This window comes from Micromonospora sp. WMMD964 (genome assembly GCF_029581455.1).
Taxonomy (GTDB): domain Bacteria; phylum Actinomycetota; class Actinomycetes; order Mycobacteriales; family Micromonosporaceae; genus Micromonospora.
This window is the reverse complement of record NZ_CP120860.1, coordinates 6,250,964-6,268,157: the sequence shown is the minus strand read 5'-3', so window position 1 is coordinate 6,268,157 and position 17,194 is coordinate 6,250,964. Positions and strand designations below refer to the sequence as shown.

At 70.1% G+C, this 17,194-nt stretch carries 20 protein-coding genes and 1 other RNA gene; 15 read left to right on the top strand and 6 right to left on the bottom strand.

The genetic code is table 11. From position 1 onward, the window contains the following. The first annotated feature begins 8 nt into the window (after nt 1–8). From O7616_RS28470 to O7616_RS28445, 6 genes are all read left to right on the top strand, one after another. Complete coding sequence (locus O7616_RS28470) at nt 9–581, top strand: flavoprotein (protein ID WP_282257379.1); 573 nt, start codon at nt 9–11, stop codon at nt 579–581. A gap of 156 nt (nt 582–737) precedes the next feature. Continuing rightward, a complete protein-coding gene (locus tag O7616_RS28465) occupies nt 738–1,568 on the top strand; it encodes a Nif3-like dinuclear metal center hexameric protein (RefSeq protein WP_282307754.1) in 831 nt (276 codons plus the stop codon). Next, nucleotides 1,565–2,302: a C4-type zinc ribbon domain-containing protein gene (locus O7616_RS28460; protein WP_282257380.1), complete on the top strand. Its 738-nt coding sequence runs from the start codon at nt 1,565–1,567 to the stop codon at nt 2,300–2,302. The genes O7616_RS28465 and O7616_RS28460 overlap by 4 nt, the downstream gene beginning before the upstream one ends. A gap of 3 nt (nt 2,303–2,305) precedes the next feature. After that, a complete protein-coding gene (locus O7616_RS28455; protein WP_282304774.1) occupies nt 2,306–3,430 on the top strand; it encodes a bifunctional RNase H/acid phosphatase in 1,125 nt (374 codons plus the stop codon). A 154-nt stretch (nt 3,431–3,584) separates the two neighbouring features. Further along, nucleotides 3,585–3,827 carry a DUF3311 domain-containing protein gene (locus O7616_RS28450; RefSeq protein WP_145779578.1) on the top strand — a complete coding sequence of 81 codons (243 nt, stop codon included), beginning with the start codon at nt 3,585–3,587 and terminating at the stop codon, nt 3,825–3,827. Next, nucleotides 3,827–5,476 carry a sodium:solute symporter gene (locus tag O7616_RS28445; protein ID WP_282304773.1) on the top strand — a complete coding sequence of 550 codons (1,650 nt, stop codon included), beginning with the start codon at nt 3,827–3,829 and terminating at the stop codon, nt 5,474–5,476. Before O7616_RS28450 ends, O7616_RS28445 begins: the two co-directional genes overlap by 1 nt. Nucleotides 5,477–5,846: 370 nt before the next feature. Here the strand turns inward: O7616_RS28445 and O7616_RS28440 are convergent, their stop codons facing one another. Beyond that, entirely contained in the window at nt 5,847–6,386 is a 540-nt protein-coding gene (locus O7616_RS28440) for a TetR/AcrR family transcriptional regulator (RefSeq protein WP_282304772.1), read from the bottom strand. An 86-nt stretch (nt 6,387–6,472) separates the two neighbouring features. Between O7616_RS28440 and O7616_RS28435 the strand changes: the two genes are divergently transcribed. Beyond that, nucleotides 6,473–7,363: an NmrA/HSCARG family protein gene (locus O7616_RS28435; RefSeq protein ID WP_282304771.1), complete on the top strand. Its 891-nt coding sequence runs from the start codon at nt 6,473–6,475 to the stop codon at nt 7,361–7,363. A 266-nt stretch (nt 7,364–7,629) separates the two neighbouring features. Here the strand turns inward: O7616_RS28435 and O7616_RS28430 are convergent, their stop codons facing one another. Next, nucleotides 7,630–8,088 carry a MarR family transcriptional regulator gene (locus O7616_RS28430; protein ID WP_282304770.1) on the bottom strand — a complete coding sequence of 153 codons (459 nt, stop codon included), beginning with the start codon at nt 8,086–8,088 and terminating at the stop codon, nt 7,630–7,632. A gap of 54 nt (nt 8,089–8,142) precedes the next feature. Between O7616_RS28430 and O7616_RS28425 the strand changes: the two genes are divergently transcribed. After that, complete coding sequence (locus O7616_RS28425; RefSeq protein ID WP_282304769.1) at nt 8,143–9,375, top strand: MFS transporter; 1,233 nt, start codon at nt 8,143–8,145, stop codon at nt 9,373–9,375. A 190-nt stretch (nt 9,376–9,565) separates the two neighbouring features. Here O7616_RS28425 and O7616_RS28420 read toward each other — a convergent pair whose 3' ends face one another. Then, entirely contained in the window at nt 9,566–10,327 is a 762-nt protein-coding gene (locus O7616_RS28420) for a sulfite exporter TauE/SafE family protein (protein WP_282304768.1), read from the bottom strand. A gap of 127 nt (nt 10,328–10,454) precedes the next feature. On the opposite strand from O7616_RS28420, the gene rnpB reads away from it, so the two are divergent. The 4 genes from rnpB (at nt 10,455) to O7616_RS28400 (ending at nt 13,872) form a co-directional block, all read left to right on the top strand. Beyond that, nucleotides 10,455–10,871: RNase P RNA component class A (gene rnpB / locus O7616_RS28415), an RNA gene on the top strand. A gap of 741 nt (nt 10,872–11,612) precedes the next feature. Further along, the gene (locus tag O7616_RS28410) at nt 11,613–12,008 is read left to right on the top strand and encodes a GntR family transcriptional regulator (protein ID WP_282304767.1); all 396 of its coding nucleotides are present in this window, start codon (nt 11,613–11,615) and stop codon (nt 12,006–12,008) included. Beyond that, the gene (locus O7616_RS28405) at nt 12,005–12,904 is read left to right on the top strand and encodes an ABC transporter ATP-binding protein (protein ID WP_282304766.1); all 900 of its coding nucleotides are present in this window, start codon (nt 12,005–12,007) and stop codon (nt 12,902–12,904) included. The genes O7616_RS28410 and O7616_RS28405 overlap by 4 nt, the downstream gene beginning before the upstream one ends. Then, entirely contained in the window at nt 12,901–13,872 is a 972-nt protein-coding gene (locus O7616_RS28400) for an ABC transporter permease subunit (protein WP_282304765.1), read from the top strand. Before O7616_RS28405 ends, O7616_RS28400 begins: the two co-directional genes overlap by 4 nt. Before the next feature lie 202 nt (nt 13,873–14,074). Here O7616_RS28400 and O7616_RS28395 read toward each other — a convergent pair whose 3' ends face one another. Next, nucleotides 14,075–14,590 carry a peptidoglycan-binding domain-containing protein gene (locus O7616_RS28395; RefSeq protein WP_282304764.1) on the bottom strand — a complete coding sequence of 172 codons (516 nt, stop codon included), beginning with the start codon at nt 14,588–14,590 and terminating at the stop codon, nt 14,075–14,077. Nucleotides 14,591–15,030: 440 nt separating this feature from the next. On the opposite strand from O7616_RS28395, the gene O7616_RS28390 reads away from it, so the two are divergent. Beyond that, the gene (locus O7616_RS28390; RefSeq protein WP_282257391.1) at nt 15,031–15,207 is read left to right on the top strand and encodes a hypothetical protein; all 177 of its coding nucleotides are present in this window, start codon (nt 15,031–15,033) and stop codon (nt 15,205–15,207) included. Between the two features lie 156 nt (nt 15,208–15,363). On the opposite strand, the gene O7616_RS28385 is transcribed toward O7616_RS28390, so the two are convergent. Continuing rightward, nucleotides 15,364–15,555 (bottom strand): DUF397 domain-containing protein, encoded by a 192-nt coding sequence (locus tag O7616_RS28385; protein WP_282304763.1) that lies wholly within the window; start codon nt 15,553–15,555, stop codon nt 15,364–15,366. Further along, on the bottom strand, nt 15,542–16,348 hold the full coding sequence (locus O7616_RS28380; protein WP_282304762.1) for a helix-turn-helix transcriptional regulator: 807 nt from the start codon (nt 16,346–16,348) through the stop codon (nt 15,542–15,544). Before O7616_RS28380 ends, O7616_RS28385 begins: the two co-directional genes overlap by 14 nt. A gap of 342 nt (nt 16,349–16,690) precedes the next feature. On the opposite strand from O7616_RS28380, the gene O7616_RS28375 reads away from it, so the two are divergent. Both O7616_RS28375 and O7616_RS28370 read left to right on the top strand, forming a co-directional pair. Next, entirely contained in the window at nt 16,691–16,939 is a 249-nt protein-coding gene (locus tag O7616_RS28375) for a hypothetical protein (protein WP_282304761.1), read from the top strand. Then, nucleotides 16,936–17,187 (top strand): hypothetical protein, encoded by a 252-nt coding sequence (locus tag O7616_RS28370; protein ID WP_282304760.1) that lies wholly within the window; start codon nt 16,936–16,938, stop codon nt 17,185–17,187. Before O7616_RS28375 ends, O7616_RS28370 begins: the two co-directional genes overlap by 4 nt. Nucleotides 17,188–17,194 lie beyond the last annotated feature (7 nt).

Sequence of the window (17,194 nt, the reverse complement as noted above, 5' to 3'; positions counted from 1 at the left end):
CCGGTCTGATGGCCGGTTCACCGCGCACCAGCGGGCACCGTGAGGTGCTCTACGTCATCGCCTGCGGCTCACCGCTGGCACGGCACGTCGGCCTCCTGGTCGACCTCGCCCAACAGGATGGTTGGGACGTCTGCGTGGTCACCACGCCGGACGGCGCGAAGTTCGTCGACCAGTCGGCACTGGCCCGGCAGACCGGCCATCCGGTGCGGACGCACTACAAGAATCCGGGTGACCCGGACGTGCTGCCGCCCGCCGACGCGATGATCGTCTGCCCGGCCACCGTCAACACGGTCAACAAGTGGGCGGCGGGCATCGCCGACACCCTCGCGCTCGGCCTGCTGGTCGAGGCGCAGGGCAAGGGCATCCCGATCGTGGCGGTGCCGTACACCAACGTGGCGATGGCCGCCCACCCGGCGTTCCGGGCCGGGGTGGCCCGGCTGGCCGAGTGGGGTGTCACGGTGCTCTTCGGTGATCACGTCGTCGCGTTGCACCCGCCGGGCACGGGGGAGCAGCACCTGTCCGCCTTCCCGTGGGCGAAGCCCCTGGCGGCGTTGCACACCGTCGCCGCGAACGCCGCCTAGGCTCACCAGGACCGGCAGGCTGGGACGACCGCCTCGGGAAACGCCGCCCGGCGCTTCGGGTCGACGCGGCCGGGCGGGCGTCACCGCCCGAGGGCCCTCGCGCCGGTAAGCTGGCCCGCCGTGAGCACAAGCGGATCCGCGCCCACGGTGGCCGACGTGGTGGCCGAGCTGGAACGGCGTTTCCCGCCGGCCTGGGCCGAGGAGTGGGATCGGGTGGGCCTGGTGCTCGGCGAGCCGTCCGCGCCGGTGCGCCGGGTGCTCTGCGTGGTGGACGTGGTGCCCGAGACGGTCGCCGAGGCGCTGGCCGCCGACGTGGACATGATCGTCTCGCACCACCCTCTGCTGCTGCGTGGCGTCTCGTCGGTCGCTCCGACGACCTTCAAGGGGCGGATCATCCACGACCTGATCCGGGCCGGTGTGGCGCTCTACGCGGCGCACACCAACGCCGACGTGGCCGCCCCCGGCGTCTCCGACGCCCTCGCCGCCCGGTTCGGCCTGACCGGGCTGCGCCCGCTGGCGCGTCCCGCCCCCGGCTCGCCCGCCCACGGCGACGACCGGGGCTTCGGCCGGATCGGCGAGCTGCCCCAGCCGATGACCCTCGCCGAGCTGACCCGGCACGCCGCCGCCGTGCTTCCCGTCACGTCCTGGGGAGTTCGCGCTGCGGGCGATCCCCGGCGTATGGTTCGTACCCTCGCCGTCAGCGGCGGGTCGGGGGACGGTTTCCTCGGCGCCGCGACCGCCGCCGGGGTGGACGCCTTCCTCACCGCCGACCTGCGGCACCACCCGGCCGGCGAGCACCTCGCCGCCGATGGTCCCGCCCTGCTCGACGCCGCCCACTGGGCGACCGAACGACCGTGGCTGGACGACCTGGCCGCCCTCCTCCGGGCGGCGCCGGGCGTCGAGACGCTGGTGTCCGACCTGGATACCGACCCGTGGACAGTGCACGCCGCCGCACCCGTTGTGGACGACAAGGAGCCCCGACCGTGAAGGCTGACCCTCAGGTGCAGCGCCGCCTGCTCGACCTCCAGGCGATCGACACCAACCTCGCCCAGCTCGCCCACCGTCGGCGGTCGCTGCCCGAGCGGGCCGAGCTGGAGGCGCTGGCCCGGGAGTTGTCGGCGTTGGAAGACGAGCGGGTCCGCGCCCAGGTGGCCGTCGACGACCTGGACCGGGACATCGCCCGGATGGAGAAGGACGTCGAGCAGGTCCGGGCCCGTAAGGAGAAGGACGAGAACCGGCTGGCCGCCGGTACCGGCCCCGCCCGCGAGTTGGAGGCGCTCCAGCACGAGCTGGTCTCGCTGAACCGGCGGCAGAGCGACCTGGAGGACGCCGAGCTGGAGCTGATGGAGCAGCGGGAGACCGCGCAGGGCGTCCTCGACGGGGTGGAGCAGCGGTTGGCCGACGCCCGCGACAAGCGGGCCGCCACCGAGCAGCGCCGCGACGAGGCGATGGCCGAGATCGCCAAGGAGGAGGAGTTCAAGCGCGGGGCCCGTCAGCCGCTCGCCGCCGACCTTCCGGCCGACCTGGTCAAGCTCTACGACAAGATCCGCGAGGACACCGGGCTGGGCGCCGCGCTGCTCACCGCCGGGCGCTGCGGCGGATGCCGGTTGGAGCTGTCCGGCGCCGACCTGGCCCGGATCCGCGGGGCCGCCCCGGACGACGTGGTCCGCTGCGAGGACTGCCGACGGATCATGGTCCGCACCAACGAGTCGGGTCTGTAGGTCGTGGCGCCGCGCGTCGTCACAGTCGAGGCCGACGGCGGGTCCCGGGGCAATCCCGGCCCCGCCGGCTACGGCGCGGTGGTCCGTGACCCGGAGACCGGCGAGGTGCTCGCCGAGCGCTCCGAGTCGCTCGGCACGGCGACCAACAACGTCGCCGAGTACCAGGGGTTGATCGCCGGGCTGACCGCCGCCGCCGAGTTGGGCGCCGGCGAGGTGGACGTCCGGATGGACTCCAAGCTGGTGGTCGAGCAGATGTGCGGCCGGTGGCAGATCAAGCACCCCGGCCTGCGACCCCTCGCCGCCCAGGCGGCCGGGCTGGTCGGCCGCTTCGCCGCGGTCCGGTTCGCCTGGATCCCCCGGGACCAGAACCGGCACGCCGACGCGCTCGCCAACGCCGCCATGGACGCCGCCGCCGGCCGACCCACGTCGACCGGCGCCGCCGCCCCGGCGGTCGGCAGTGACCCGGCGACCGCCCCGGCGTCCTGGGAGCCCCGGCCGACCTTCACCGCCACCCGGCTGATCCTGGTCCGGCACGGCGAGACCGAGTACACCGAGCAGCGCCGCTACTCCGGGCGCGGCGACGTGCCGCTGTCCGAGAAGGGTCGGGCCCAGGTCCGCGAGACCGCGACGAGGGTGGCCGCGCTGGCCCCGACCGTCGCGGCCGTGCTCAGCTCACCGCTGTCCCGGTGTACGGCCACCGCGGCGGCGATCGCCGCCGCGCTCGGTGACGTGCCGGTGCGTACCGAGGACGACCTGATCGAGTGCGACTTCGGCCAGTGGGAGGGGCGCACCTTCGCCGAGGTACGCGAGGGGTGGCCGGGGGAGATGGACGCCTGGCTCGCCTCACCCCGGGTCGCCCCGCCCGGCGGGGAGTCGTTCACCCACGTCGCCGAACGCGCCCAGCGCGTCGTGGCGGGGCTGCTCACCGCGTACCCCGGGGAGACCGTGGTGCTCGTCTCGCACGTCTCGCCGATCAAGCTGGTGCTGCGCGACGCCCTCGCCGCCGGCGACGGGTTCCTGCACCGACTCTTCCTGGACGCGGCCGGGATCTCGGTGCTCGACATGTGGCCCGACGGCGGCGTCGCCGTCCGCACCGTCAACGACACCTCCCACCTCGCCGCTCTCTGAGCCGTTTCACCAGTCGGCCGGTCGGTCGCGCCGTTCGGCGCAGCCGACCGGCCGTTCGGCGCAGCACCCTCCGACCGGGTCGCGTGACGGCCGTCACAAAGTCGTAGCCTCCGGCCGTTACATCGAGAGCCTCGACTCCCCGGAGGTGTGTCAGATGGCTGCACCGGAACCGGAGGCGCCCACCACGGCGCCGACCAGGGCGAAGGACCACAGCCCCTGGAACTGGTTGCTCTTCATTCCCATCGTGGTGCCGCTGGTCCCGGCCTTCTTCAACGGCGACTCGCCCCGGGTCTTCGGGTTTCCCCGCTTCTACTGGCTGCAACTGGCGTTCATCCTGCTCGGCGTCGGCACCACGACGCTGGTGTACCAGATGACCAAGAAGCGTGGAGGTCGCTGATGTGGCGGGACCACCTCACCGAGATCATCGTCTTCACGCTGCTGTTCCTCCTGGTCAGCGCGATGGGTTTCGTGGCCGCCCGCTGGCGGGCCCCGAAGGACATGGCGCACCTGGACGAGTGGGGCCTGGGCGGGCGCAGCTTCGGCGGCTGGATCACCTGGTTCCTGGTCGGCGGTGACCTCTACACCGCGTACACCTTCGTGGCGGTGCCGGCCCTGATGTTCGGCGCCGGTGCGGCCGGGTTCTTCGCCGTGCCGTACACCATCGTGATCTATCCGTTGGTGTTCCTGGTGCTGGTTCGGCTCTGGTCGGTGTCGCACCGGCACGGGTTCGTCACGCCTGCCGACTTCGTCCGTAAGCGCTTCGACTCGCCGGTGCTGGCGCTGCTGATCGCGATCACCGGCATCGTGGCCACCATGCCGTACATCGCGTTGCAGCTGGTCGGCATCGAGGCGGTGCTCAAGACGATGGGGGTCACCGGCGACAACGCGCTGGCCCGGCACCTGCCGATCATCATCGCGTTCGCGATCCTGGCCGCGTACACGTACCAGTCGGGTCTGCGCGCGCCGGCGCTCATCGCGTTCGTCAAGGACAGCCTGATCTACATCGTCATCCTGGTGGCGGTCATCTACCTGCCGTACAAGCTGGGCGGTTGGGGGGACATCTTCGCCGCCGCGGACGCGAAGTTCGACGCCTCGCCCAACCCGAACGACGGCATCCTGCTCAACGGCAACAACCAACTCCAGTACGTCACGTTGGCGTTCGGCTCGGCGTTGGCGCTCTTCCTCTACCCGCACAGCATCACCGGTGTGCTGGCCAGCCGGAACCGCGATGTGATCAAGCGGAACATGTCGGCGCTGCCCGCGTACAGCCTGCTGCTCGGGTTGATCGCCCTGCTCGGCTACATGGCCATCGCGGCCGGTGTGAAGCCGCTGCCGGGCAGCTCGGCCGGGTCGGTGGACAACAACACGGTCGTGCCGTTGCTGTTCGACCAGCAGTTCCCGGACTGGTTCGCCGGTGTCGCGTACGCGGCGATCGGCATCGGCGCGCTGGTGCCGGCGGCGATCATGTCGATCGCGGCGGCGAACCTGTTCACCCGCAACATCTACAAGGAGTACCTGAAGCGGGACGCCTCACCGGCCCAGGAGGCCAACGTCTCGAAGATCACCTCGCTGGTGGTGAAGGTCGGCGCGGTGGCCTGCATCGTCTTCCTCGACCCGCAGTTCTCCATCGACCTCCAGCTGATCGGCGGCGTGATCATCCTCCAGACGCTGCCGGCGGTGGCGCTGGGCCTCTACACCAGGTGGTTCCACCGCGCCGGTCTGATCACCGGTTGGGTGGTCGGCATGGGGTTGGGCATGTGGATGCTCTACCAGGTGGCCAGCCCGACCCGGAAGCACTTCGGTGGCTCGGCGTTCCCGCTCTCGGAGTTCGGGTTCGACACCACCAAGACGATCTACGTCGGCATCGTGGCGGTGGCGGTCAACCTGGCCGTCGCTGCGCTGGTGACCCTTGCCGTACGGGCCGCGAAGGTGGCCGAGGGCGTCGACGGCACCGAATCGGACGACTACTTCGCCGACGAGGGCGACCCCCGGGTCACCCCCGGCACCGACCGCGACGCCGACTCGGCCCGCGAACCGGTCGCCTGACCACTGGTACGCCCGGGTGCCGACGCCGGTCGGTGCCCGGGCGTATCTGTGTGTTCAGGGCCGTCGTCCGGTGGGTGGGCGTCGTCGGGGCGTGGGGGTCGTTGTCGCGGAGCGGCGAGGTGGTTTCAGGCGCTATCGAGCTGATGTCGCAAACGAATCACGCACCCTCCGACATCGCAGCGAGGGCTGCGGCGTCAGCGAGGGCTGCCGGGCCGGGCCAGGCCGGCGACCTGGCGCGCTGTGGCTACCACGATCGTGCTCGATCATTGTTGTAGTGGTGTTGGGCCGCGCGGATTGCCACCACAACCAGGATGTTGCGCGATCTTGAACCTCGCGTCGGTCAACCAGGGACGGCGGTGCTGCTGGTGCCCTACGGCTGCTCGCGGCCGATGCCCTGTAGGGCGAGGGTCAGCAGTTGCTCCGCCTTGGCCGCGCCCATCGGTTGCGCCGCGAGTGAGATGCCGTTGGCGAGGATCATCAGGTCGGCCATGGTGATGTCGGGCCGTACCGAGCCCTCGTCGGCGGCTCGGCGCAGCAGCGGTTCACCGGCGGCGACGAGGGTCGCACCGCAGGCGTCGCTCTCCTCGGCGGGCTCGTTCAGAAGCGAGTCCGCGAGGCCGCGGGTCGTGGTGGCGTACGCGGTGACCTCGTGCAGCCAGGTCGTCAGCGCGTCGAGGGCGTCCGGCGCGTCGAGCAGGTCTCCGGCGCGCGCTGCCAGGTTGCCGACACAGTCGCGGAAGATCGCCTGGAGCAGCGACCACCGGGTGGGGAAGTGCCGGTGCAGGGTCGCCGATCCCACCCCGGCCGACCGGGCGATCTCCTCCAGCGAGGCGTACGCGCCGTCGCGGGCGATCGCCTCGGAGGCCGCCTTGACGATGAGGTCGTAGTTGCGCTGCGCGTCCGCTCTCATGGCCCGCCTTGCAAAAGTGGGGTGGTCCCCCATATCGTAGCCGACGAGAAGTGGGGGGTCACCCCACTTTGTTCTCGGGAGGCATCATGGCTGTTCTCGTCATCGGCGCGACGGGCAAGCAGGGCGGGGCCACGGCCCGAGCGCTGCTCGACCGGGGCGTCCCGGTCCGTGCCCTGGTCCGTGATCCCGGCATCGACAGCGCCCAGGCTCTGCGGGCTCGGGGCGCCGAACTGGTCACCGGCGACCTGGATGACGCCGACTCGCTGCTCGCCGCGGCGGACGGGATGGACGGCGTCTTCTCCATCCCGTACCCCGACGTGACCGACATGCAGGGCGACGCCGAGGTGACCCGCGGCCGCAACGTCGTCGAGGCGGCGCGCCGGGCCGGCGTGTCGCACGTCGTGCACAGCAGCGTCTCGGGTGCCGGCGACTTCCACCGTAACCAGCCGGGATGGGCCGAGGGCCGGTGGGACACGCACTACTGGGAGAGCAAGGCGGCCATCGACGAGATGGTTCGGGCTGGTGGCTTCGCGCACTGGACCGTGCTGAAGCCCTCGACCTTCATGGAGAACCTCGTCGGCTGGTCCTACCTCTTCGGCGACTGGTCCAGCGGCACGATCATCACCGGCTTCGCCGCGGACACGCGAATGCCGTGGATCGCCGTCGACGACATCGGTGAGGCTGCGGCCATCGCGTTCACCAACCCGGGGAAGCTCGACGGCCTGGACGTCGAACTCGCCGGCGACCTGCTCACCATGACCGAGGTCGCGGCCATCCTGAGTGAGGTCACCGGCCGGGCGATCACCGCTCCGGTGCTCACCCCGCAGGAGGCCGTCGAGCGTGGCCTGCTGCCCGCCATGGTCAACGCCGTCGAGCGGATCAACGAGATCGGCAGCCCCGCTCGTCCGGAGATGGCTCAAGCTCTCGGCCTGCCCACCACTGACTTCCGCACCTGGGCGCGGCGGACGTTCTCCTGACGCCCCGCCGGGCCCGGCTGCCCGGCGGGTTCGCGTGGACGGCGTGCCCAGCGGGTTGAGCGGACGGGCGGACTGGCGTGCTCGGCGGGTTGCGCGGCCGGGCGGGCTCGGCGGGTGCACCGCAAGATCGTGCTCGATCATTGTTCTAGTGGTGTTGGGCCGTGCGGGAGGCCACTACAACCAGGATCTTGTGCGATCTTGGCGGCGGGAGGGCATGTGGTGCGGCCGGGTGGAGTGATGGGCCGGCACGACACCGCCGCGCGTGCTCAGCGGCGGCGGTTGCGATTCACCAGGGCCTGGTTGAGGCGGCCCAGTAGCCGGGCCAGGGTTTCCCGGTCCGCGGGGCTCCAGTCGGCCAGCATGTCGCCGTAGAGCCGGGTCCGCGCGGACCGCACCGCCGCCATCCGTTGCAGCCCGGCGGTGGTGGCGGAGATGACGGTGCCTCGGCCGTCGGACGGGTCCGGGGTACGGGTGATCAGGCCGTCCCGTTGGAGCGCGGACACCTGCCGGGTCACTGTCGAACCGTCGAGGTTGAGCTGGGCGGCGAGCGCGGAGACGTTCTGCGGGCCGGCGTTGTCCAGGTGCCGCAGGATCACGTACGCCGCCCGGTCGAGCACCCGGTGCTCGGCGGTGCCGGTGGCCCGTCGGGTGGCCTCACCGAAGCGCATCAGCAGGGCCACCTCGGTCTCGATGTGCCCCAGGGTGATCTCGTGGTCGTCGCTCATAGCTGTATGATACAGAATAAATACCTGTACAATGCAGCTATCTGAGGAGTCGGAGTGGATCGGCGTTCCGAACCGAACCGCAGTGCCATCTACGCCACCACACTGGTGGCCTTCCTCGCCATCGCCGGCATCGCCGTCGTCGACCCGATCCTGCCCGCCATCGGAGACGCGATCGGGGTCACCGCCTGGCAGGTCGAGTTGCTGTTCACCGCGTACATCGCGGTCATGGCCGTCGGCATGATCCCGGCGACGCTGGCCAGCGGCCGGTTCGGCTTCAAGCCGGTGCTCATCACCGGTGTCTCGGTGGTCGGCGTCGCCGCGATCCTCGCCTCGTTCAGCGACACCATCGTGCAGCTCTCCGTGCTGCGCGGCATCTGGGGCCTGGGCAACGCGATGTTCTTCGCCACCGCCATGGTGGTGCTCGTCAACCTGGCCGTCGACCGGGAGTGGGTGGTCGGCCTCTTCGAGACCGCCCTCGGACTCGGCTTCGCCGTCGGCCCACTCATCGGCGGCCTGCTCGGCGAGGTCACCTGGCGGCTGCCGTTCTTCGTCTGCGGCGTCTTCATGGTCCTCGCCCTCGGCGTGGCCTCCCGCAAGCTCCGCGAACCCGCCAACCGGCAGCCCCCGGTACGCGTCGGCCAGATCTTCGCCACCTTCCGCCGACCGGCGTTCATCGCCCTCTGCGCGGTGACCGCCGCGTACAACTTCGTGTTCTTCGTGGTCCTCGGCTACACGCCGCTCTTCCTCAAGCTGGACATCATCCCGCTGGGGCTGGCGTTCACCGGCTGGGGTCTCGGCCTGGCCGCCGGCATCCTGGTGATCGGCCACCGGCTGGCCCATCGGATCGGCGCCGTGCAGACCGCCGGCGTGGCCATCGCCGGGCTGCTGGTCTGCATGGTTCTCTTCGCCACCTCCACCGGCACCGCCGAGTCGCTCGTCGTGCTGGTGCTCGCCGGACTCTGCATGGGAATGGCCAACGCCAACCTCACCGACCTGGCCCTCGGCCTCGGCTCCAGTGACCGGCGGGTCGCCACCGGCGCGTTCAACCTGGTCCGCTGGGGTGCCGCCGCGCCGGCGCCGATCATCTCCGGCAAGCTCGCCGAACACTCGCCGGCCCTGCCGTTCTGGGTCGGCTTCGGGGTGCTCGCCGTCGGTGTCCTCGTCTACCTGGCCTTCGCGCACGTGATGGCCGCCGGCTACGGCGAGCGGGTCCTCTGGTCCCGCTGGAACCGCGCCGCCGCCGGTGCGGAGAACACCGCCGAAGAGCCGGTAGGCGAGACCTACTGACCGCCCCGCCCGCCCCCCGCCGCCCCGCCCGCCCCGCCCCCGGGCGCCCCGCCCGCCCCGCCCCCCCCGGGCGCCCCAAGATCCGCGCACTTTCGGGGATGTTGCTGCCTCCGGGCTCGCTGAGGCAGCAACATCCCTGATGTTGCTCGGATCTTGCGCGTCGACGCCGGGGCGGGCGGGGCGGGCGCCCTCAGCGCAGGGCGCGGTAGAGCAGGTAGAGGCCGATCGTCGTACCGAACACCACGATCATCGTCTTGAGCACCACCGGCGGCAGCCGACGGACGAGCCGGGCGCCCGCGTACCCCCCGATGAGGGTGGCGGGCGCGACCACCGCGACCGCCGCCCAGTTCAGCGGGCCGAACAGGGCGAAAATCACGAGCGTGGTCAACCCGACCACGGCCGAGAGCAGATTCTTGATCGCGCTCACCCGCGCCAGGGTCGCGTCCAGCACCAGGGCCAACCCGGCGACCAGCATCACCCCGAGGGCCGCGCCGAAGTACCCGCCGTACACCGCGCCGAGCGCGACCATCGTCTGCACCGCGACCGTCCGCTGACGTGGCGACAGGTCCCGGGGATGACCGACCAGGCGGCGCAGCGGGTCCTGGAAGGCCAGGACCGCTGTCGCGCCGAGAACCAGAAAGGGTACGACCAGCTCGAACGCGCGGGCCGGCGTGGCCAGCAGCAGCAACGCCCCGAGGATCGTGCCGACGATCGTGGTCGGCACCAGCGTGGCCAGGGCGCGAGGGCGCGGCAGGTCCTGTCGGCTGCCCGCCACGCTGGCCACGTACCCGGGGAAGACGGCGACGGAGTTGCTGACGTTCGCCGGCACCGGCGGCAGCCCGACCGCGAGCATCGCCGGGAACGTGATCAACGAACCACCACCGGCCACCGCGTTCACTGTGCCAGCGGCGAGACCGGCGGCGAGCAGCAGCGCGGCGTGGGAGAGATCCATAGCCCCACGAGGCTAGCCGTCGCCCTCCGAGGCGACTCCGCCGGACCGCCATTGAGCTGCGCGATCTTGCTCAGGCGGGGCGGCAATACCGGCGGCACGCTCGTCGTTAGGATGAGAGCGCGACGGACGAGTCGACCGGGCGGTCGCGTCGGCGGGCTCCGGCCCGCCGCCGAGGAACGTCCGGACTCCACAGGGCAGGGTGGTTGTTAACGGCAACCCGGGGCGACCCGCGGGACAGTGCCACAGAAAACAGACCGCCGACCCCAACGGGGACGGTAAGGGTGAAACGGTGGGGTAAGAGCCCACCAGCACCCCGGGTGACCGGGGTGGCTCGGTAAACCCCACCCGGAGCAAGGCCAAGCAAGGGCCGTCACCGCAAGATGACGACCCGGCGCAGACGCTTGAGGGCTGCCCGCCCGATGTCTGCGGGTAGGCCGCTGGAGCCTGCCGGCAACGGCAGGCCGAGATGGATGGCCGCCGCCGACGCGAAACCCTCTGGGGTACGCGTCGCGCACAGAATCCGGCGTACAGGTCGACTCGTCCGTCGCCCACCAGCTCAGAGCCGTGATCACGGCTCTGAGCTGCCTCCCCATATTCGGGCGCGCGGGACTTTACTTGCACCCCGCGTATTTAGTTGGACTCATCCAAATTTTCGTGACTCTGGCACCGTCGAGCGGCACGGTTTGACCGTCGCAGAAGGAAACGATCACTCCTGAGTTTCCGTAGATGATGCCCGACCAACCGCCCGCCCGGACGTCGTAACCGCGGGAGTTCAGATTCTTATCTCCACTGCATTCCCAGGTGCGCGAGCCAATGGATCCGTCCGACTCGTAGAAGCGGTAGCGCAGCGCAGCGCTAGCCGCCTGGCAACCCATAACCGTAAATTCGGACGCGGAGGCTGCCGATGGGGTGAGCGCGATCCCACAAGCGACGACGCCAATCGTCGCACTGGCAGCCAGCTTCCTTGCACGTTTCATCGTTCCCCCGTTTCGTAGGCGCGATCTTCGGCGTCCCATTGCAGGGTGAAGGCGCTACGAGTTTTTGCGCATCAGGGTTTAAGCGGGTCCGATAAGGCCCGCATCCCTGCGACCGAAGATTCGGCGATCAAATATAGGGGACAGTCTATGGTTCGGTTCGGCGGTGCGTCACGCCATCGAAACAACCGACAAAGCTGGCGAGAGCCGGACTTTTTCGGTGCTTGAGACCCTGACCGCAGCCGCGTCGGCTCACTTGACCAGCGACTCACCGCTTTACTATGTTACTAGTAAAGCAGTAGGGGGCTCCCGTGTTCGTCTTCCGGCTCGACACCCACTCCGGCGTGCCGCCGTACCTGCAACTCGTCCAGCAGGTCCGCCAGGCGGTGCTGCTGGGCTTCCTCCAACCCGGTGACCGCCTCCCGCTCATCCGCGAGGTGGTCGAGGACCTGGCGATCAATCCGAACACCGTCGCCAAGGCGTACCGGCAGATGGAGCAGGAGGACCTGGTCACCGGCCGTCCCGGCCAGGGCACGTTCGTCAACGAGCAGCAGTCGGCCGTGATGTCGGCTTCGACGTACACGTCGCTGCGCCGCGGCCTGACGACCTGGCTGCGCCGCGCCTACGCGAGCGGCCTCGACGAGCAGGCGGTCAACGCGCTCTTCGCCTCCGTGCACCAGCAGACGAGGAACGAGGACGTGGCATGACGGCGACCGAGTTCGCGCTGCGCGCGGACGGTCTGGGCAAGCGGTACCGGAAGGGCTGGGCGCTGCGTGACTGCACGCTGGCCCTGCCGGCGGGCGGCGTGATCGCCCTGGTCGGGCCGAACGGTGCGGGCAAGACCACGCTGCTGCGCATGGCCGTCGGGTTGCTGGCACCGAGCACCGGCACGGTGGAGGTCCTCGGCCACGACGTCACCGCCAGCACCCCGCAGACTCTGTCCCGGGTCGGGTTCCTGGCCCAGGACCACCCGCTGTACAAGCGCTTCACCGTGGCCGAGATGCTCCGCTTCGGCCGGGCCTGCAACCTGCGGTTCGACCAGGGGTTGGCCGAGCGTCGGCTGGCGAAGCTGGGCATCCCGCTCGACCGCAGGGTCGGCACGCTCTCCGGCGGGCAGCAGGCCCAGGTCGCGTTGGCTCTGGCCCTGGCGAAGCGGCCGGACCTGCTCGTCCTCGACGAGCCGGTGGCCAGTCTCGACCCGCTGGCCCGGCACGAGTTCCTGCAGGTCCTCATGGGCGCGGTGGCCGAAGGCGGGGTGACCGTCCTGTTCTCCTCCCACGTCGTGCACGAGCTGGAGCGCGTCTGCGACCACCTGGTCGTGCTCAACCACGGCCGGGTCACGCTCACCGGTGACATCGACACCCTCCTCGCCGAGCACCGGCTGCTCGTCGGCCCGCGCACGGCCAACGACCTCGACCGGGCCGCCGGCGTCGTGCAGGCCGTCCATAGCGACCGCCACACCACCCTTTTGGTACGCGACGGCGCGATCCCCGCCGCGCCCGGGTGGCAGCCCCAGCCGGTCGCGTTGGAGGACCTGGTGATGGCGTACCTGCGTCGGCCGTCCGAGCCGAGCGCCCCGGTGACATCGGGGGTGGCGGCATGACCTGGCTGATCTGGCGGCAGCACCGGACCGAGGTCTGCGTCCTGGGGCTGCTCGTCGGCCTGTTCGGCGTCGCCCTGCTCGTGCTCGGGACGCAGGCCCACGACCTGTTCCCCGGCGGTCCCGCCCGGTGTGCGGGAGAGGCCGGTGTCACCGAGGCGTGCACGGTCTCCTTCCGTCGGCTCGACGAGGAGTACGGGTACGTCGAGAACCTCCTGGCGGCCTTCTATCTGGTCCCCGTCGTCATCGGTGCGTTCCTCGGTGCGCCGCTGCTCGCGCGGGAACTGGAGGACGGCACCTGGCAGCTCGCCTGGACGCAGGCCGTGCCGCGAATGCGCTGGCTGGCGGCCAAGCTCGCGGCACTGGCGGGCGTCACCGTCGCGCTCACCGGGATGTTCACCGCGGTCCTCACCTGGTTCCGTCAGCCGTTCGACGTGTGGGAGGGGCGGTTCCAGTACGACGCCTTCGACCTGGAGGGACTCGTGCCGGTGGCGTACGCGCTGTTCGCGTTCGGCGTCGCCACCGCCGCCGGGGCGATCCTGCGGCGCAGCCTGCCCGCGTTCGGCGTCGCGTTCGGGGCGTTCCTCGCCGCCCGGATGTCGGTGGCGCTGGTGGCCCGTCCCGCGTACGCCACCCCGCTCACCACCATGGAGCCGATCCCCGTCGGGAAGGAGCAGGCGGGGCACCGGCCCGTGACCGGCTTCGCGGACTGGGTGATCGAACACGGCTACGCAGACGCCGCCGGGCGCAGGCTGAGCTCGGCCGAGTACTACGAGCTGGAGGATGCCGCCAACCGGGCCGGCACCAACCTCAACCAGTTCCTGCACGCGCGGGGCGTCCAGCAGTTCGGGGTCTACCACCCGGCCGACCGGTTCTGGACCTTCCAGCTCATCGAGGCGGCCCTGTTCGTCGCCGTCGCGGCGGTCCTGATCGGTGTGGTGGTGTGGCGGGTACGACGCCGTCTGATCTAGTGCCCCGACCACTGTCGTTCACCATGTTGGTTGACACGCTGTTCGGCTTGTCGGCCCTAGCGGACGGCCGGGTCGGGCTCAGCCCGACCCGGCCGTCCGCCGCGAGGAGAGCATCCGTCTTCGCCAGTATCGACGAGTGGTCGCGAGCGAAGTCGAGACAGGTTCTGGGCGGTCACCAGGTCGGCTCGACCAACAAGGGCGACTAATCGCAGACGTCGAAGTTCGCGTAGGTGTAAGAGAGGTTATGCAAGTCGCCACCGATGTACATGTTCCAGATCCCGCTGCTTTGCCGATTGAAATCAATGCGGCGACTTTCGATGCCGATGTACCGATATTTTCCCGGTGCCGAACCTTCCTGAAGCCACCGGCTAACGTACTTGAAGCTGTCAGGGTCTGCCCGCCCCGTAATGAAGAGTCCGTTGACGTCCTGGAAGGCCCTGGTGGCGGCGGCGGTCACAGGACCGAAGACGCAATCGATGTCGAACCCCGCCAGATAACCCTCCGCCCAGAGGATCTGCTGCCACATCGCCACCACGTTGTTGCGACTGTACGAGCCCATGCCGATGGGTCCCTCGTTTTCCCAGTCGTTCGTCCAGTCGCCACTTCCGTCGACAAATCCTGACCCGATGCTGGCCGATGCGGGTGCGGGTGCGGCCGAGACGATCAAGGTGCCGACGACCGTTGCGGCCAGGATGGCCTTAGCGGATTCAAGCAGCATGGATCGTGCTTTCATGTGTCACCCCCGTGTGCGGACGAGGCTCCAGGATGGTGCCTCGAGTGCCGTTCTGACATTGAAAGCAGGGCACCAGCATGTGTCAACGATGTTGGCGTAGGTCTATGAGCAAGCGGAAAAAGAGAACATTGGCATGATTCGTACTCTGGACGTGGGGCCTTCGGGCCACGATTGATGATCCGGCAAAAGATAGACTCCGGATTTGCTGGCTTCGACGCGACGAGCGGCAGGGGCAATGGCGGCGGTACGCCCTCGTGGCACGGCGGCCCGGTGCGGCTCGGCGGACGGTCACAGACCAGTCCGGCCTGTCGCGGCCGTCGTCGTCCCAGATCAGCCGGGAGTACTGAGAAGCGGTGAGGACGAGGCCGTTGCCAGGCGGTTGATCAACCGGTTTGCCACGTCCGGCCTCCGGGAAGAACTGGCCAATGTCTATCTGGAGCCGGTTCACGAAGAGGCGTAGGGAGAAGATCGAACAGCAGCGTTCCGAGGCTGTGGCCAGGGCCATGGCTCGCGGCGCCACCCCGGAGGAGGCGGCGGCCGCCGGAGAACGCGCAGCGCGCGGCAACACCGCCACCACCATGATGGGCGCCATCAACACCTGATCCGTCGGTGCGACCGGGACGAGCCGTCCCGGTCGCACCCGGACCGCCGCCAGATGCTGACGAAGGCGTGGCGGAGCCACTGCGCATTGGTCCGAGGCGGCCACCGCGAGCATGACAACCAGCAGGCGCGGACCGGTGACGGGTGCGTTGCGGCGGTTAGGGCCGCTCGGCGACCTGGGCGACGAAGGCGGCCCAGGCCGCGGGACCGAAGACCAGGGCGGGACCGGCAGGATCCTTGCTGTCCCGGACGCCGATGACGCCGGGCAGGTTGTCGGCGACTTCGATGCAGTTGCCCCCCGAGGAACCGCTGCGCCGGGACTTGCGCCAGATGGCGTTAGTGAGGTCCATGATGGCTGTGCACTTCCTTCATCAGCTCGTTGGACTGCCGACGCGGGAGCGCTTCGTTTCGCACGTTCTCCCACCTCGCCTGGAGAGTATCCAGCCCATCTTCCGTGTTGACCACGATCCCGCCTAGCTGATTCTCAAGGTGCCCGACCCACGCCCCGTCAGCGGCGCGAGCCAGCGCGAATGGCCCGGACAGCCCGATGTGCAGGCCCGCACCCGCCGGGATCACGTGCACGTGAACGTGTGGCAGTTCGGCGACGGTGATGAGGTGGGCGACCTGCTCGGCCATGATGCCGGCATGCTCCTCGCCCGCGCGACGAAGCGCCGACTCGTCCAGGACGGCCACCACCTGCGGTGGCGTATCGCCGGTAAGGATCTTGTGCCGACTCATGCGGGCGCTCACCTGATGGTCTACCTCGGTGGCCGACATGAGGTCGTTCAAGCGCATCACGACGCGGGCGTAGTTCTCGGTCTGGAGCAGGCCCGGGATCAGTAGTGGCTCGAAGAGGCGAAGCTGTCGCGCGCCGCGCTCGGCGTCCAGCCACGGCAGAAACCACGACGGGGCACCAAGCTTCACGACCAGGCGTCCGAACAGACCGCCGTTACTGAAGGCGCGGTCCGCTCCCCGGATGAAATCCATCGTCAGCGCCCGGGTGCCGCTCTCCACGGCGCTGACGTGTGAGGCGCTGAAGCCCGCCGCCCGGCCGAACGACTCCTGCGTCATCCCGGACGCCCCGCGAGCGCGGCGGATCTCGCTCACGACGAAGTCCGCGAGTGGACTCGGTACGTCAGCCATTCAACGCTCCTCACATCGGAGATCGACTACCCGAGGTGCCACATGCCTGGGGCTGGTCCGGCCAGCTCCGGCCCGGACGCCTGGAACGCCTTCCGAGCGTAGTGGTCTCCACAGCAGAGTGTCACCAGGCGGCGCGGCTGGTAGGACCACGAGACCGGCGGTCGCGTTCGTAGCGGGGCCGCTTCCGACGGGCGAGCACTCACGGGAGCGGCCCCTTCCCAACGGCACCGAGGGGGAGAGCGTGCCCGACGACAAGCCCGAGAAGCCCGAGCCGAAACCAGCGAGCCGACCGCAGGCGAGCCGCGCTGTCGCGTACCCCTGGGGGTTGCGGTGATCGGGACGATGACGGCCGGTGACGTGGTCTACCTGAGCACCGCGGCGAGTGTGCAGTTCCTGCGCCCGATCGTCGTGCGCGTCATCCGCGAGTTGCCCGAGCGGCACACGTACCACGGATGGGTCTGGATCGAGGGTTACCAGCTGAACGCGGCGGGCGACGCGGTCGCGCGACGCGAGTTGTACGTGCGGCGGGCGGGCGTGCGGACGCAGGCCCTGCCGACCGAACGCCGTCGGCGTCCGGTGCGGGTCGGATGACCCCGCACCTGCCGATGCGCCCGGCGTGGTTGTGTCGCAACTGCGCCGCGCCCTGGCCGTGCGGTCCGGCTCGGCTCGATCTGGCGGCGGAGTTCTACGGTCATTCGATCGCGTTGGCGTTCTACCTGGCCGCGTCGATGCAGGAGGCGATCGACGACGGGTACGGGCTGGGGCTGCGCCCGGACCTGGCCGCGCTGCACGCCCGGTTCCTCGGCTGGTTGTCGCTAGCCCGCCGGCCACACCGATAGCCAGGAA